The sequence below is a fragment of the Bradyrhizobium sp. ISRA430 genome (assembly GCF_029909975.1).
Taxonomy (GTDB): domain Bacteria; phylum Pseudomonadota; class Alphaproteobacteria; order Rhizobiales; family Xanthobacteraceae; genus Bradyrhizobium.
In genome coordinates this window covers 8,463,840-8,479,655 of the sequence record NZ_CP094516.1, presented here as the reverse complement: position 1 = coordinate 8,479,655, position 15,816 = coordinate 8,463,840, and the positions used below count along the sequence as shown (strand labels likewise).

Sequence of the window (15,816 nt, the reverse complement as noted above, 5' to 3'; positions counted from 1 at the left end):
CTTGGGCCTCAGCGGAAGCGGTCGGGCTGGTCGAGATATCCGCCCACGTAAGCCTTCACCGCATCCTCGAGCGTCGTGAAGCCGCCGTTGTAGCCGGCACGGCAGAGCCGATCGACTTCGCTCTGTGTGAAATATTGGTACGCGCCGCGGATCGCCTCGGGCATGTCGACGTATTCGATGTTGGGCCTGGTGCCGAGCGCCACATAGGCCGCGAGCATCAGGTCCTTGAAGCTGCGCGCCTTGCCGGTTCCGACATTGAAGATGCCGGATACCGAAGGCGTCGCGAGCAGCCACATGATGACCCGCACGACGTCGTCGACATAGATGAAATCACGGCGCTGATCGCCATCGGCGATGCCCTCGCGATGTGACTTGAACAGTTGCACGACGCGCCCCGCCTTGACGTCGTCGAAGCGCCGCGCCAGCACGCTCATCATCGAGCCCTTGTGGTACTCGTTCGGGCCGAACACGTTGAAGAATTTGAGGCCCGCCCATTGCGGCGGCAGCTTCTCGCCGCGGGCAACGCGCTCGGCGACGGCAAGATCGAACAGGTGCTTGCTCCAGCCGTAGAGATTCATCGGCCGCAATTTCTTCAACGCTGCGAGCGAGGCGTCGTCGCCAAAGCCTTCCGCGCCGTCGCCATAGGTCGCCGCCGACGAGGCGTAGATGAACGGCACCGCGTTCGTCGTGCACCAGTCCAACAGGCGCATCGACAGGCGGAAATTGGTCTCGATCACGAGGTCGCCGTTGGTGGCAGTGGTCTCGGAAATCGCGCCCAGATGGATGATGCCGTCGGGCTTGCGGCCCTTCAGCCATTCGAGCACTTTGGCCGGCGGGACGATGTCGGCAAGCTGCCGCTTGGCAAGATTGCGCCACTTGCCGTCGGTGCCGAGGAGATCACAGACCACGACGTCGCTGCGACCGGCGTCATTCAACGCGGCAACGACGTTCGATCCGATAAATCCGGCCCCGCCGGTCACCAGCAACATACCAATTTTCCTGCCCGATCGTGCGGCCCGGTCCTGCCGTAGCGCATGATCCGCCAAAGTGTAAGCGGTTTTGGGACCCGGTCCCCTCCCGGCTTTACGTTCCGGCCCGGAGCGGCTAACCGATCCGCTATAATCAGCGCACCCAAGCCCACTGACAAATGAATCTAAATTCGCATCTTAGCGGAAATGAGGACCCAGGCGACACCCGCCCGATCCTGATCATCCCCTATATGTGGATCGGCGATTTCGTCCGGAATCACACGGTCGTTCGGGTTCTGAAGGAACGCTGGCCGAACCGGCCGGTCGACCTTCTGACCACGCCCCTCTGCGCCCCCCTGGTCGACTACATGCCCGGCGTCCGCCGAGGAATCATCTGGGACCTGCCGCGCAGCCGGCTCGCCGTCACCCGCCAGCTCGGCCTGGCGCGGCTGCTGCGGGAACGGAACTACGGGACCGCCCTGGTGCTGCCGCGGACCTGGAAGGCCGCCATCGCGCCGGCCCTGGCCGGCATCCCCGAGCGGGTCGGCTTTGTCGGGGAGTTCCGGTTCGGCCTGATCAACCGCTGGCGTTGGGGCGAGAAGCAGCTCCCCCGCTTCATCGACAAGAACGCCGCCCTCGCCCAGCCCGATGGCGCGCCCCTGCCGCCGGAATGGCCGGTGCCGCAATTGCGCGTTCCGGCGGAGGAGATCGCCCGCTGGCGGCAGGCCAATGGGCTCAGCGCCGGGGCCGCAGTAGCGCTCGCACCGGGCTCAGTCGGCGTCTCCAAGCGCTGGACCTATTATCCCGAGACAGCCCGCCTGCTGGCCGAGCAAGGTCTGGAGGTCTGGGTGGTCGGTGGCCCCGCGGAAAAGGGGCTCGCCCAGGAGATCGTCGCGGCGGGCGGACCGGGCGTGCGGGACCTGACCGGCACGAACTTGCGCAACGGCGTCCTCGCCATGGCCGCGGCCGGCGTCGCGATTTCCAACGACTCCGGGCTGATGCACATCGCGGCGGCGCTGGGAACGCCGACCATGGGCATTTTCGGCCCGACCGACCCTTACCTTTGGGCCCCGCTCAACGGCCTTGCCGCGACCGTGCGCCAGGACAAGAGCGTGCTGTCCTGCCAGCCCTGCCAGAGCACCATCTGCCGGATGAACGACCATCGCTGCATGCGCGATATCGCGGCCTCCGAGGTCGTGGCGATCGCGCAGCGGGTGCTCAGCGAAACGCGCGCCCGCGCTTCCACCTGACCTCGTCAGAGCAAGGGCCGGTAGACCTCTGCGATCCGCGCCGCCTCCGCATCGAGGCTGAACTGCGCTAGCACGCGCGCGCGCCCGCGCTCGCCCATCGCTGTCGCTGTGGCAGCGTCACGCATCAGCGGCTCGAGCGCCGCGACCAGCGCGTCCGCATCACCGGGCGGCGTCAGCACGCCGGTGACGCCATCCTCGACCACGAGCTCCGCGGCCCCCGCACGCGCGGCCACCAGCGCGCTGCCCGCCGCCATCGCCTCGATCAGCGTCAGCCCGAATCCTTCGTTGCGCGAGGTGAAAGCGTAGATCGTCAGCCGCTGATACCAGCGCTGCACCTGTGCGACCGGCAACTCGCCGGCGATGATGATGCGCGATTGCAGGCCGGCGGCCTCGATCCGTTTCTTCAGATCGTTCGCGAAGGCAAGTTGCTCAGTCGTGATCTGACCGACGATGACGGCGGTGAAATCGGGATAGCGCGGCAAGAGGCGGCACATCGCATCGACGAAGACATCGGTGCCCTTCTGCGCGCGCACGCGGCCGAAACAGCCGATGGCATAGCGGCCCGGCAGCCCGCTCTCGGCGAAGGCTGCAGCGCGATCTCTTGGCGGCGCATAGACGTCGGTGTCGACGCCATGGGGAATCACAGTCGCCTTCACTTTCAGGAACGACGCCGAGATCTCGCTGGTCGCGATGATCGCATCCATCCGCCGGATCAGCCAGCGCGTGATCCAACTATGATGCCGCTGCGCGGCCGAGGTGAAGACGAGTTTGAGCGGCCAGCCGAGCGCGCGTAGCACAACGCCCGCGATCATCTCGTTGTTGCGCCGCGCATGCCAGATCAGGGGCGCCCTGCAGCGCCACAATTTCAGAAAATCGGTAGCGCTCAATCGCGTGATCCCCTCCGGCGCGTTCGAGCCGAACCATGCCGCGCGAAACAGTTTTGCCACCCGCGGCGCCACCATGCGATTGGTCGCGGTGACGCCGGAATAGCGCCTGTGCAGATTTGGCACGATCACCTGGAGATCGCCGGGGAAATTCGCCACTTCACGCTCCGTTTCGGAAGTCCCCTATACGCAACATTAAGCATAGTGACCAGTTCAGGGCCGCCGAAACCCCCTCTTCACCGCGCAAACGTTAGCTTCGCGGATGATCGGAAGACGGGTGAGATCATGACTGTCTTAGTCACCGGCGGCGCCGGCTATATCGGAAGTCACACGGTTCTTTCGCTGGCGGAAGCCGGCGAGGACGTCGTCGTGATCGACGATCTCTCCACCGGCTTCTCCGCCTATCTGCCCGAAGGCGTGCCGCTGTTCATCGGGGACGCCGGCGACGAGAACCTGCTCGAAGGGGTGATCGCGCAACACAACATCGAGAGCGTCATACATTTCGCGGGCTCCGTCGTCGTGCCGGATTCGATGCGCGATCCGCTCGGCTATTACCGCAACAACTTCATGACCGCGCGCAACCTGCTCAACGTCGCAGTCAAGCGCGGCATTGGCCGCTTCATCTTCTCCTCGACCGCGGCCGTCTACGGCAATCCGGACCAGGTGCCGGTGCCCGAGAATGCACCGACGCGGCCGCTCTCGCCCTACGGCTCGTCGAAGCTGATGACCGAGATCATGTTGCACGACGTCGCCTCCGCCTACGGCATGCAATATGTCGTGCTGCGCTATTTCAACGTCGCTGGCGCCGATCCGCAGGCCCGCATCGGGCTCGCGACCGTCGGCGCCACGCATCTGCTCAAGATCGCGGTCGAGGCGGCCACCGGCCAGCGCGCCAAGATCGACGTGTTCGGCACCGACTATCCGACCCAGGACGGAAGCTGCATCCGCGACTTCATCCACGTCACCGACCTCTCGCAAGCGCATCGCTCGGCGCTGTCGTACCTGCGCCGCGGCGGCGCCTCGGCGACGCTGAATTGCGGCTATGGCCGCGGCTATTCCGTGCTGGAAACCATCGACGCGGTGCGGCGGGTTTCGGGGCGCAGCTTCGCCGTCCAGTACGCGCCGCGCCGGCCAGGCGACATCATGACCATGGTTGCCGATACCAGCCGGATTCGCAGCCTGCTCGATTGGAGGCCGCAATACGACGACCTCGAGACCATCGCGGCACATGCACTCGCCTGGGAGGAAAAGCTGTTCCGCGAGCGCCATGGCGAGCTGCGCCACGCCGCCTCGGCCTAAAATCCGCCCCTGCGCAAGTCCTTAATTGGGCTTGAAAAGCCCCGCTTTAGCGGGCACAGAGGCCATTCGATCCCTGACGCGCGGGCAGGCTTTTCCCTGCGCTGTCAATGGACTACGGATGGCCCAGTTTCCAAAGAAAATCACCGACGATCCCTATGCGGCAGCGATCCTGATTCGCCGCCTCGTCATGGAACAGGGGATCACCTACTGGCGGCGTTATCTCGTTGCCTTCGCGCTGATGGCGGCGGCTGCCGCTGCGACTGCGGCGGCGACCTACGTCCTCGGCCAGGTCATCAACCAGGCCTATGTCGACAAGAACATCCCCGGCATCGCCATGCTGTCGGGCGTCACGGTGATCCTGCTCTTCATCAAGGGCGTGGCGACGTACGGCCACATGGTGATCCTGACGAAGATCAGCAACGCCATCCTCGCCACCAACCAGCGGCAACTCTTCGCCAAGCTGATGCGCGAGAGCGTCGGCTTCTTCTCCGAGCGGCACTCCTCGGAATTTTTGGCGCGGCTGACCGCCGGCGCCAAGTCGATCACCGATGTCCTCAACATGCTGGTCAATGCCATCGGGCGCGACCTGTTGATGCTGCTCAGCATGATCGGCGTCATGGTGTGGCAGGATCCGCTGATGTCGTTCATCGGCCTCGTCGCGGTGCCGCCGGCGATGCTGGTGCTGCGCAAGCTGGTCAAGCGCATCAAGGGCCTCGCCTACAACCAGTTCACCGGCACAGCCGACATCCTGGAGACCATGCAGGAGTCGCTGCAGGGCATCCGCACGGTCAAGGCCTTCACGCTCGAAGAGACGATGCAAAGCCGCATCGACGAGAACATCGCGATCGTCGAGCGCAACGCCAACAAGATGGCCCGCGTCGCCAACCGCTCCAACCCGCTGATGGAGATGCTTGGCGGCTTCGCGGTCGCCGGCTGTCTGCTCTATGGCGGCTACAGCGTGGTCGCGCTCGGCGCGACGCCCGGCCAGTTCTTCTCGTTCATGACCGCCTTCCTGATGGCGACCGAGCCGGCCAAGCGGCTGGCGCGGCTCAACATCGATCTGAACAGCCAGCTCGTCGGCGCGCGTATGCTGCTCGAGGTGGTTGACAGCCCGGCCAGTGAGCACTCCGACGACGACAAACCATCGCTAAAACTGTCCGACGCCCGGATCGAGCTGCGCGACGTCAGCTTCGCCTATCGCACCGGTGAGACCGTCCTCAACCGCATGAGCTTCACCGCCGAGCCCGGCAAGGTCACTGCGCTGGTCGGCCCCTCCGGCGGCGGCAAGTCGACCGTGCTGGCGCTGCTGCTGCGCTTCTACGAGGTGACGCAGGGCGACATCGTGATCGACGGCCAGTCGATCTCCTCGGTCTCGCGAAAGTCGCTGCGGGCGCAGACCGCCTATGTCGGTCAGGACGTCTATCTGTTCCGCGATACCATCCGCAACAACATCGCCTTCGGCCGGCCCGGCGCGACCGAGAACGAGATCATCGAGGCGGCCAAGGCCGCCTGCGCGCATGATTTCATCATGAGCTTCCCGCTCGGCTACGACACGCCGGTCGGCGAGCACGGCACGCAGCTCTCGGGCGGCCAGCGCCAGCGCATCGCGGTGGCGCGCGCGCTGATCAAGAACGCATCGATCATCCTGCTCGACGAGGCCACCGCCGCGCTCGACTCCGAGTCCGAGAAGCAGGTGCAGGAGGCGATCGAGCATCTCTGCCAGAACCGCACCACGATCGTGATCGCGCACCGCTTGCACACCATCATGCACGCCGACGCGATCCTGGTGGTCGAGGGCGGCGAGATCATCGAGCAGGGCCGGCACGACGAGCTGCTCCGCCGCTCGGGCCGCTACGCCTCGTTCTTCCGCCTCCAGCACCACGACGCCGGCCCTCTGGGGCTGGCGCCGATTAGCGCAACCGCCTAGCATTTCCTTCACCCCAAGAGCAGCGAGACCGCTTCATGAACGCCGCCTCCTACGTCATTCCGCTTCCGCCCCAGGCATCGCTTCCCGTCGTCGGGGAGAGCGGCCGCTATCCGGTGCGCCGCATCTGGTGCGTCGGTCGCAACTATCTCGAGCACATCCGCGAGATGGGCAATGACGAGCGCGCGCCGCCGTTCTTCTTCGCCAAGCACGCCGACATGCTGGTGCCCGATGGCGCCACCATTCCCTATCCGCCGCTGACCAAGGACCTGCATCACGAGGTCGAGCTGATCGTCGCGATGAAGAGCGGCGGACTGAACATTCCCTCCGACAAGGCGCTCGACCACGTCTACGGCTATGCCGTCGGTATCGACCTCACCCGCCGCGACCTCCAGATCGCCTCGCGCAAGAAAGAACGCCCCTGGGAGATCGGCAAATCGTTCGACTATTCGGCGCCCTGCTCCGCGGTGCAGCCGGCTTCGAAGATCGGCCATCCATCCAAGGGCAAGATCTGGCTCACGGTCAACGGCAAGGAAGCCCAGAAGGGCGATCTCACCGAGCTGATCTGGAACGTGCCGGAGATCATCTGGCAGCTCTCGCAGCAGGTGAAGCTCGCTGCCGGCGACATCATCATGACCGGCACGCCCGCTGGCGTGTCGCAGCTTCAGCCCGGCGACAAGCTCGAATGCGGCGTCGACGGTGTCGGCACGCTGAAGGTCTCGATCGGCCAGCCGGAATAACCACGACACGTTCCCCAAATAACAAAGCCCCGGAGCATGCTCCGGGGCTTTTTGATTCCAGGCGACGATGTGCGCCAATCACCTCAGCGCCGACACCACGATCAGGCCGAGGATCAGCGCCGTCAGCGAATACTTCAGCGTGTAGTAGACGCTGCGATTCCACTCCTTGACCTTGCGGCTCGCGAGATGGATCTCGTAGAGCTTGCCGAAGACCTTGTTGAGCGCGCCGACATTCTCGCCATCGACATTCTGGGTCGCCGACGCCTTGACGATGTGATGGCTGACCCAGCGGTTCATCGCGGTCATGAAGCCGTACTTCATCGGACGCTCGACGTCGCAGAACAGGATGATTCGGTTGACGTCGGTCGCGTTCTCGGCGCTGTGGATGAACGTCTCGTCGAACATGAAGGCTTCGCCATCACGCCAGACGCATTCGACGCCGTCGACGAGGATGCGGCACTTGTTTGAGTTCGGCGTGACGAGGCCGAGATGATAACGCAGCGAACCGGCGAAGGGATCGCGATGCGCGCCTAGCTTGCCGCCCGGCGGCAGCATCGCGAACATCGCACCGTGTACGGACGGAATCGCGTTCAACAACTCCACCGTCTTCGGGCACAGCGTGCGCGCCGATGGCAGGAAGTCGTCGTACCACTTCAGGTAAAACCGCTTCCAGCCGCTTTTGAAGAACGAGTAGAAGCCCCAGTCGTTGTTCTTCGCCGCCGCGCGGATGAAGCCTTCGTCGAACAGGCGCACAGCCTCGTCGCGGATCGTCTCCCAATTTTCGCTGAGCGGCTTGAGCTCGGGAAACTGATCAACCGAGATCACCGGCTTGTTCGGCACGGCCGAGCCCGCATACATCAGCACGTTGTAGGGCGCGAGATAGGTCGAATGATCGCCGAGCTGGCGCGCGAAGCGCAGCCGCTGCTTGCCGCGGAAGTGGACGTAAAGCGTCGATGCCGCAAGCACGTAAAGGATGACAAGTTGCGGTGCAAAGAGCTGTTTCAGCATATCCCCGTTCCCAAGTGACCCAGCCGGGGTGTCGTGTAGCCCGGCCGCGCCGCACCGGCAAGATATTCGCCAACGGGTTGCCGTCTTTCCAGAAATCGTGAACGGACGGAGCTTGGCGCTGAAACGAACAGGGAGCCGAATCAGGCTCGTCAGGCTCGAGCCAGCGCCTGGAGCCCCTTGAAGGTCAGGCGCTTGGGATCCCTGACGCCTTCGAGATAGAGCCGGCGGATAAACGTGGTGGCGGCGTCGCGGTCACAGTCAGTCAGCGCGACGACGGCGTCGACTGCGATCTTCTGGGCTTCCATTGGGTTCACCTCGGCCTTGCGAGTACCCCGGCCGAGACAGGCTAGGACTCACCGGTTAATCCGGCATTAACCGTTCGGGCCGCGTCACCGATTCGGCGTGGGCCCGAATACGCAAAACAGCACATTGGCGCGGCCTGAGCGGCCGGCGCATTGCGGCCCGCCCTCGCCTTCAACTCCCGGCGATATCGACGACGGCCTGGGCAAAGGCCTGCGGAGCCTCTTGAGGCAGGTTGTGCCCGATGCCGCCGGTGATGGTCCGGTGCTCGTACTTGCCAGAAAACTTCTTGGCGTAGGCCGCGGGTTCCGGATGCGGCGCGCCGTTGGCATCGCCCTCCATGGTGATGCTGGGAACGGTGATCACCGGCAAGCTCGCCAGCCGCTGCTCGAACCCGGCATATTTCACCTCGCCCTCGGCAAGGCCGAGCCGCCAGCGATAATTGTGGATGGTGATATCGACGTGATCGGCGTTCTCGAGCGAGGCAGCACTGCGGTCATAGGTGGCGTCATCGAAATGCCATTTGGGCGAGGCGAGCTTCCAGATCAGCCTGGCGAAATCGTACCGGTTCTTGGCATAGCCTTCACGGCCGCGTTCGGTAGCGAAGTAGAACTGATACCACCATTGCAGCTCGGCGCTCGGCGGCAGCGGCATCTTGCCTGCCGCCTGACTCGAGATCAGGTAGCCGCTCACCGAGACCATCGCCTTGACGCGCTCCGGCCAGAGCGCTGCGACGATGTTGGCGGTCCGCGCACCCCAATCGTAGCCCGCGAGCGTCGCCTGCTTGATGCCGAGCGCATCCATCAGCGCGACGATGTCCGCGGCGAGCGCCGCCGGCTCGCCATTGCGCATCGTATCGGGCGACAGGAAGCGCGTGGTGCCATAGCCGCGCAGATGCGGAACGATGACGCGATAGCCGGCCTGGGCCAGCGCAGGCGCGACATCGACGAAGCTGTGGATGTCATAGGGCCAGCCGTGCAGCAGGATCACCACGGGTCCATCGGCCGGACCAGCCTCGGCGTAACCGACGTTGAGGACTCCGGCATCGATCTGCTTGATCGCGGCGAAGGATGTGTTCGCGCCCGGCTTGACGTTGGGCAAAGGCGACGGACTGTCCTTGCCGGACTGCGCGACGGCAGCGCCGCCGAGAACCAGCGGCGCGGCGATGCCGATCGCGGCGCTGGCCAGGAAGCTGCGACGGTCGGCGATTACTTTCTCTGACATATCGATCTCTTGAACTGGAAGGCGGCGCTCGATGAGGCCGGCGGCCGTCTATCACGCCAGATGTAGGCGCAATCGGGAGGGCGACGAGCAGCAGGCGAACGATTGGCATCGTTTCGCTCGGCCAACGAGTCACAATTCAGCGAGGCGCTCACCATGCGAAAGGCGTGACCGCGATGGCGATCAGGAATACTGCATCACGCCGTCGTCGATCCTGCCGTAGCGCAGGGAGACGATGTCGAGGGCGTAGTTCTGATACAGTCGCCACGGCCGCTTGGATCCCTGCTTCGGCATCTTCGCAATCGAGCGCTGGACATAGCCCGAGGTGAAATCGAGCGAGGGCTGCAGGGTGACCGCCGCGTCGTCATTGTGCGGCACGCATTGACGGAAGTTGTGCCGGTCCATGTAGTTGATGAGCCGGCAGACATATTCGCAGGTGAGATCGCATTTCAGCGTCCAGGACGCATTGGTGTAACCGAAGGCGGAGGCGAGGTTCGGCACGTCCGCGTACATCATGCCCTTGTAGGTCAGTGTTTTCGCAAAATCGACGGCGCGGCCGTCGACGCTGATCTCGAGGCCGCCGACGACCTGGAGCACCAAGCCCGTAGCCGTCACGATGATATCGGCCGCAAGCTCGCTGCCATCCTTCAGGCGGATGCCGTCGCGCGTGAATGTCTCGATCTCATTGGTGACGACGGTGGCGCGCTGCTCGCGAATCGCCTTGAATAGGTCGCCGTCCGGCACGAGGCACAGCCGCTGATCCCAGGGATTGTAGCGCGGCGTGAAATGGGTCGCGACGTCGTAGTCGGGTCCGAGCGCCATGCGCACGCCCTTGAGGATCAGCTCCTTGACCTTTGCGGGGCGGCGCCGGCTGAGCTGGAAGAAGAACATTCCCCACATCACGTTGCGCCAGCGGATCAGGTGATAGGCGAGCGTCGCCGGAAGATTGCGGCGCAGCTTGTTGGCCAGCGGATCCTGCGCCGGCCGCGACACCACGTAGGTCGGCGAGCGCTGCAGCATCACGACCCGCGATGCCTTCTTGGCGAGCTCCGGCACCAGCGTCACCGCGGTCGCGCCCGAGCCGATCACGACGACGCGCTTTCCCGCGTAGTCGACATCCTCGGTCCATTTCTGCGGATGTACGATACGACCCTGGAAATCCGCCGTGCCCTTGAACTCGGGTGTGTAGCCTTCCTCATATTTGTAGTAGCCCGAACACATGAACAGGAAATTGCAGGTGAAGCGCACGAGCCCGGTCGCGCCCTCGCCTGTGGTGCGCTCGACCTCGACGGTCCAGCGCGCATCGCCCGTCGACCAGGACGCGCGCTTGACGCGATGGCGATAGCGGATCTTCTGGTCGATGCCATTCTCGGCCGCCGTCTCCCGCACATAGTTCAGGATTTGCGGCCCGTCGGCGATCGCCTTCGGATCGGTCCATGGCTTGAAGGAATAGCCGAGCGTGAACATGTCGCTGTCGGAGCGAATGCCGGGATAGCGGAAGAGGTCCCAGGTGCCGCCGATGCAGTCGCGCCCCTCCAGGATGACGTAGCTCTTGGCCGGGCATTTCGTCTGAAGATGATAGCCCGCGCCGATGCCGGACAGGCCGGCACCGACGATCAGCACGTCGAAATGTTCTTGGGACATCGTTTCCTCCGCCGCCGAGGATTGTCCGCCCGAGGACGCTGCCCGTCAACTGGCGATCGCTGCAGGATACAACCAGGAGGAGATTCGTACTGCACGCCCAAAACGACGAAGCCCCGGATTGCTCCGGGGCTTCGCGCCGATGATCGATCGGATCCGCCTCTCAGTAGCGATAGTGATCGCTCTTGTACGGGCCTTCCTGCTTGACGCCGATATAGTCGGCCTGGTCCCTGCGCAGCTCGGTGAGCTTGACGCCGATCTTCGCGAGGTGCAGGCGCGCGACCTTTTCGTCGAGCGTCTTCGGCAGCACGTAGACCTTCTTCTCGTACTTGCCATTCTTGTTGTTGGCGAACAGCTCGATCTGCGCCAGCGTCTGGTTGGTGAAGGACGCCGACATCACGAAGCTCGGGTGGCCCATGGCGTTGCCGAGGTTCACGAGGCGGCCTTCCGACAGCAGGATGATGCGGTGCTTGTCGGGGAATTCGATCTCGTCGACCTGCGGCTTGATGTTGGTCCACTTCAAATTGCGCAGAGACGCGATCTGAATCTCGTTGTCGAAGTGACCGATGTTGCAGACGATGGCCCGATCCTTCATCGCGCGCATGTGCTCGATGGTGATGATGTCCTTGTTGCCGGTCGCGGTGACGAAGATGTCGGCGCGGGGCGCGGCATCCTCCATGGTCACGACCTCGTAGCCTTCCATCGCCGCCTGCAGCGCGCAGATCGGATCGACCTCCGACACCATGACGCGGCAGCCGGCCTGGCGGAGCGAGGCCGCCGAGCCCTTGCCGACATCGCCGAAGCCGGCGACCATCGCTACCTTGCCCGACAGCATCACGTCGGTGCCGCGGCGGATGCCGTCGACCAGCGATTCGCGGCAGCCATAGAGGTTGTCGAACTTCGACTTGGTGACGCTGTCGTTGACGTTGATGGCCGGGAACAGCAGCGTGCCCTTGTTCGCCATCTCGTAGAGGCGATGCACGCCCGTGGTGGTCTCCTCCGAGACGCCCTTGATGTTCTTGGCGATCTCGCCGAAGTAGCCCTTCGGCTTCTCCTTGAGCAGGCGCTTGACCAGCGCGTAGAAGATCTCCTCTTCCTCCGAGCCCGGCTTGTCGAGGAAGGCGGTGTCGCCGTTCTCGGCGCGCACGCCGGCATGCACCAGCATGGTGGCGTCGCCGCCGTCATCGAGGATCATGTTCGGCGTGCCGCCGCCATGCCAGTCGAACAGCTTTGCGGTGTAGTCCCAGTATTCGGTGAGCGTCTCGCCCTTCACGGCAAAGACGGGAATGCCGGCTGCGGCGATCGCAGCCGCAGCGTGATCCTGGGTCGAGTAGATGTTGCAGGAGACCCAGCGGATGTCGGCACCGAGGGCGGCGAGCGTCTCGATCAGCACCGCAGTCTGGATCGTCATGTGCAGCGAGCCGGCGATGCGCGCGCCCTTGAGCGGCTGCTTCGGGCCGAACTCCTCGCGCGTGGCCATCAGGCCGGGCATCTCGGTCTCGGCGAGTGAGATTTCCTTGCGGCCGAAATCGGCGAGCGAAATGTCCTTGACGATGTAATCGGTGAAGCCGGGCTTCGCATTCATGAGAGCTTCCTGTTTGTTTGCTCGTCATTCCGGGGCGCTCGCGAAACGAGCGAACCCGGAATCCAGAGATTCGAGATTCCGGGTTCGCCGCTTGAAGCGGCGCCCCGGAACAATGGTGTGATTAGACCGCGCGCTTGAGCGGCTCGACCAGATCGGTCTTCTCCCACGAGAAGCCGCCTTCGTTGTCGGGCGTGCGACCGAAATGGCCGTAGGCCGAGGTGCGCGCGTAGATCGGGCGGTTGAGGTCGAGATGGCTGCGAATGCCGCGCGGGGTGAGATCCATCGCCTGCGCCACCGCCTTCTCAAGCTTGTCCTCGGACACCTTACCGGTGCCGTGGGTGTCGATGTAGATCGACAGCGGCCGCGCCACGCCGATCGCGTAGGCGAGCTGCAGCGTGCAGCGGTCGGCAAGACCGGCGGCGACGATGTTCTTGGCGAGGTAGCGCGCGGCGTAAGCGGCCGAACGGTCGACCTTGGTCGGATCCTTGCCGGAGAACGCACCGCCGCCATGCGGGGCCGCACCGCCATAGGTGTCGACGATGATCTTACGGCCGGTCAGGCCGGAATCGCCGTCGGGACCGCCGATGTAGAACTTGCCGGTCGGGTTGATGTGCCAGATGGTCTTGCCGTTGATCCAGTCCTTCGGCAGCGCCTCGCGCACATAAGGCTCGACGATGTCGCGCACCTGGTTGGAGGTGAGGTCCTCGACCAGATGCTGGTGCGAGACCACGATCTCGCGCACGCCGACCGGCTTGCCGTTCTCGTACTGCACGGTGACCTGGCTCTTGGAGTCCGGACCCAGCACCTTCTCGCGGCCGGAGTGACGCGCTTCGGAGATGAGGCGCAGGATCTTGTGGGCGTAGAAGATCGGTGCCGGCATCAGGTCGGGCGTCTCGTTGGTGGCGTAGCCGAACATGATGCCCTGGTCGCCCGCGCCTTCTTCCTTCTTCTCGCCGGGCTGAAGCGCATCGACGCCCTGCGCGATGTCGGCCGACTGCGGATGCAGGAGAATCTCGACGTCGCAGGTCTTCCAGTGGAAGCCTTCCTGCTCGTAGCCGATGTCCTTGATGGCATCGCGCACGACGCTCTCGATGTGCTCGTTGGTGACCGACTTCGGACCGCGCGTCTCACCGGCGATCACCACCTTGTTGGTGGTCGCGAGCGTCTCGCAGGCGGCGCGGATAGCCCAGGGATCGATGCCGGCTTTCGGCCCTTCGCGATAGAACAGATCGACGATCTCATCGGAGATCCGGTCGCAGACCTTGTCCGGATGGCCCTCAGACACGGACTCGCTGGTGAAGAGATAGGACGCGCGCATCAAGTAACCCCTTGTTCCGCCGCTCGCGGCGGTCGTTTGCGATGTTTAACCTGGGTGATGTCAATCACGCCGACGCGAGATGACGTAGGATTCGTCGAAGAACCAGAGCCCGTTGTGCTTTCGCAGCACGTCCCTGGCGGCATCCAGAGTGCGGCCGTTTTGAGTCGTTTCTGTCAATCGGTCGTCCTCAATCTGAGCGACATACACCGCCGCATTCCACGCTGCAAAGGCTGTCGAGGTTCCGATGGTGCCGGTGACCTCGTTGGGCAGCGCTTCCATATCATACCGGAAGATCGAACGGTTATCGGCATATGCGTTAAAATTGAGGTCGCGCCCGGCCGATCCAAGCTCGTATTTCACCGCGCGCAATAGCTCATGACGGCTCACGGAGAAAGGATTTTCTCCGGGCCAAATGGCCTGGATGATCTCCATCCCCGGGTCATTGCCGTGAGAGTGAATACCGATCAGGCGGCCGCCGGCCCGAAGTGCCCGCGCCAGCGGGGCAACGATGCGTTTTGCCCGGAAATTGACCGAGGATTTGGCCCGGTATGGCTGGGATGCAATGACAAGGTCGAAATTGGCCTCGATCTGGCCCGGCCGCGGAATCGTCGAATCAAGCAGGAATCGGTGGTCCTCCCGGTAGAGCACCAGCACCACGGGCCGCTCATAGAGCGGCATGCCCGTGCGCGGGCTGACGGCGGCACGCCAATTCTGCTCCAGGAACGGCTTTAGATCGGCGATCTGGGCCTCGAACTCGCCGGACGAGGCCCCGCGCAGCGGCACCTCGTGCCAGACCGTGGCAGCCGCGGCCGCGGGCGAAGCCGGCGTGAGCCAGGGCGCCTCGGCATAGTACATGTTGGTAAAGACGAATACGGAGGCCGGGTGCTCGAACAGCCGGTCCGGCACCTTCTCCAGCGTGAGGCGGACGTCCTCGAGGCTCAGCTCCTTGCCGGCGACATAGAACGGCATGGTTGGATAACGCTGGTGCATCGACCGCAGCACCCGGGCGAGCACCGTGCCATCGCCGACGCCGGCGTCGAACACCCGCAGCGCCGGCGGACGCGGATGGATGGCGGCAAGCTCGAGCGCCACACGATCGGCGATCACCCGCTTCTCGCTGCAGGTGTGGACAAACAGCAGGTATTTCTGCCGGTTCTCGAAGAAGCGGAAATTGCCGCGCGGATCGCGTTTCTCCGGCGGCACCTGAAGCCCACGCGGCGGCGGCATGCCGCCGGGCATCGACGCGGCCATATAGGCCTGGATCCGCTCGAGCGTGTCGATGGTGATCCGTTTGCCCTCGCGCAGCCGCTGCACCAGCTTGCCGTCGTTGACGGCCCGCCGCCCAAACGTCGATTCCGCCATGTCCGCCTTGCGGCAGAATTCGGTGATCTGGCTGAGGAGCTCGCCGTTCTTCATGGGGTGGGACGGGTGTGGGCAGCGGGGTTTGGCCCGCGGGTCTTAGCATGTTTCTGCCCACCGGGGGAATGCGGTGGCGGGGATGTGGCGTTAGGGACGGAATGACAGCGCGACACCCTCGGCGTCGTCCTGGCGCCAGGACCCATAACCCCAGGGAGCAGTTGTAGCGCGCCCAGGCAACGCTGACCGGGGTACTTGGTCCTGGCTTTCGTCAGGACGACGTTGGGAAGGGTGCGCCAACCTCGCAACACCATCATTGCGG

The 15,816-nt window shown here is 64.3% G+C and carries 13 protein-coding genes; 4 read left to right on the top strand and 9 right to left on the bottom strand.

Annotation, left to right across the window (positions count from 1 at the left end):
- Window positions 1-8: 8 nt before the first annotated feature.
- Window positions 9-989 (bottom strand): ADP-glyceromanno-heptose 6-epimerase, encoded by a 981-nt coding sequence (rfaD, locus tag MTX21_RS39670; protein WP_280969847.1) that lies wholly within the window; start codon window positions 987-989, stop codon window positions 9-11.
- Between the two features lie 158 nt (window positions 990-1,147).
- On the opposite strand from rfaD, the gene waaF reads away from it, so the two are divergent.
- Window positions 1,148-2,218, top strand: coding sequence for a lipopolysaccharide heptosyltransferase II (gene waaF / locus MTX21_RS39665; protein WP_280969846.1), 1,071 nt, complete (start codon window positions 1,148-1,150; stop codon window positions 2,216-2,218).
- Between the two features lie 5 nt (window positions 2,219-2,223).
- Here waaF and MTX21_RS39660 read toward each other — a convergent pair whose 3' ends face one another.
- Window positions 2,224-3,261 (bottom strand): glycosyltransferase, encoded by a 1,038-nt coding sequence (locus MTX21_RS39660; RefSeq protein ID WP_280969845.1) that lies wholly within the window; start codon window positions 3,259-3,261, stop codon window positions 2,224-2,226.
- 126 nt (window positions 3,262-3,387) lie between these two features.
- Here MTX21_RS39660 and galE point away from each other — a divergent pair, with 126 nt between their 5' ends.
- From galE to MTX21_RS39645, 3 genes are all read left to right on the top strand, one after another.
- Window positions 3,388-4,401 carry a UDP-glucose 4-epimerase GalE gene (gene galE, locus MTX21_RS39655; protein ID WP_280969844.1) on the top strand — a complete coding sequence of 338 codons (1,014 nt, stop codon included), beginning with the start codon at window positions 3,388-3,390 and terminating at the stop codon, window positions 4,399-4,401.
- A 118-nt stretch (window positions 4,402-4,519) separates the two neighbouring features.
- Window positions 4,520-6,328: an ABC transporter ATP-binding protein gene (locus MTX21_RS39650; RefSeq protein ID WP_280969843.1), complete on the top strand. Its 1,809-nt coding sequence runs from the start codon at window positions 4,520-4,522 to the stop codon at window positions 6,326-6,328.
- 35 nt (window positions 6,329-6,363) lie between these two features.
- The gene (locus MTX21_RS39645) at window positions 6,364-7,065 is read left to right on the top strand and encodes a fumarylacetoacetate hydrolase family protein (protein ID WP_280969842.1); all 702 of its coding nucleotides are present in this window, start codon (window positions 6,364-6,366) and stop codon (window positions 7,063-7,065) included.
- A 78-nt stretch (window positions 7,066-7,143) separates the two neighbouring features.
- On the opposite strand, the gene MTX21_RS39640 is transcribed toward MTX21_RS39645, so the two are convergent.
- The 7 genes from MTX21_RS39640 to MTX21_RS39610 form a co-directional block, all read right to left on the bottom strand.
- Entirely contained in the window at window positions 7,144-8,073 is a 930-nt protein-coding gene (locus tag MTX21_RS39640; protein WP_280969841.1) for an aspartyl/asparaginyl beta-hydroxylase domain-containing protein, read from the bottom strand.
- Window positions 8,074-8,222: 149 nt separating this feature from the next.
- A complete protein-coding gene (locus tag MTX21_RS39635) occupies window positions 8,223-8,378 on the bottom strand; it encodes a hypothetical protein (RefSeq protein ID WP_280969840.1) in 156 nt (51 codons plus the stop codon).
- A gap of 169 nt (window positions 8,379-8,547) precedes the next feature.
- The gene (locus tag MTX21_RS39630; RefSeq protein WP_280969839.1) at window positions 8,548-9,597 is read right to left on the bottom strand and encodes an alpha/beta hydrolase; all 1,050 of its coding nucleotides are present in this window, start codon (window positions 9,595-9,597) and stop codon (window positions 8,548-8,550) included.
- A gap of 180 nt (window positions 9,598-9,777) precedes the next feature.
- On the bottom strand, window positions 9,778-11,238 hold the full coding sequence (locus tag MTX21_RS39625) for an NAD(P)/FAD-dependent oxidoreductase (protein WP_280969838.1): 1,461 nt from the start codon (window positions 11,236-11,238) through the stop codon (window positions 9,778-9,780).
- Window positions 11,239-11,398: 160 nt separating this feature from the next.
- Window positions 11,399-12,820: an adenosylhomocysteinase gene (gene ahcY / locus MTX21_RS39620; RefSeq protein ID WP_280969837.1), complete on the bottom strand. Its 1,422-nt coding sequence runs from the start codon at window positions 12,818-12,820 to the stop codon at window positions 11,399-11,401.
- 121 nt (window positions 12,821-12,941) lie between these two features.
- The gene (metK, locus tag MTX21_RS39615) at window positions 12,942-14,138 is read right to left on the bottom strand and encodes a methionine adenosyltransferase (protein ID WP_280969836.1); all 1,197 of its coding nucleotides are present in this window, start codon (window positions 14,136-14,138) and stop codon (window positions 12,942-12,944) included.
- 60 nt (window positions 14,139-14,198) lie between these two features.
- Window positions 14,199-15,554, bottom strand: coding sequence for a hypothetical protein (locus MTX21_RS39610; protein WP_280969835.1), 1,356 nt, complete (start codon window positions 15,552-15,554; stop codon window positions 14,199-14,201).
- Window positions 15,555-15,816 lie beyond the last annotated feature (262 nt).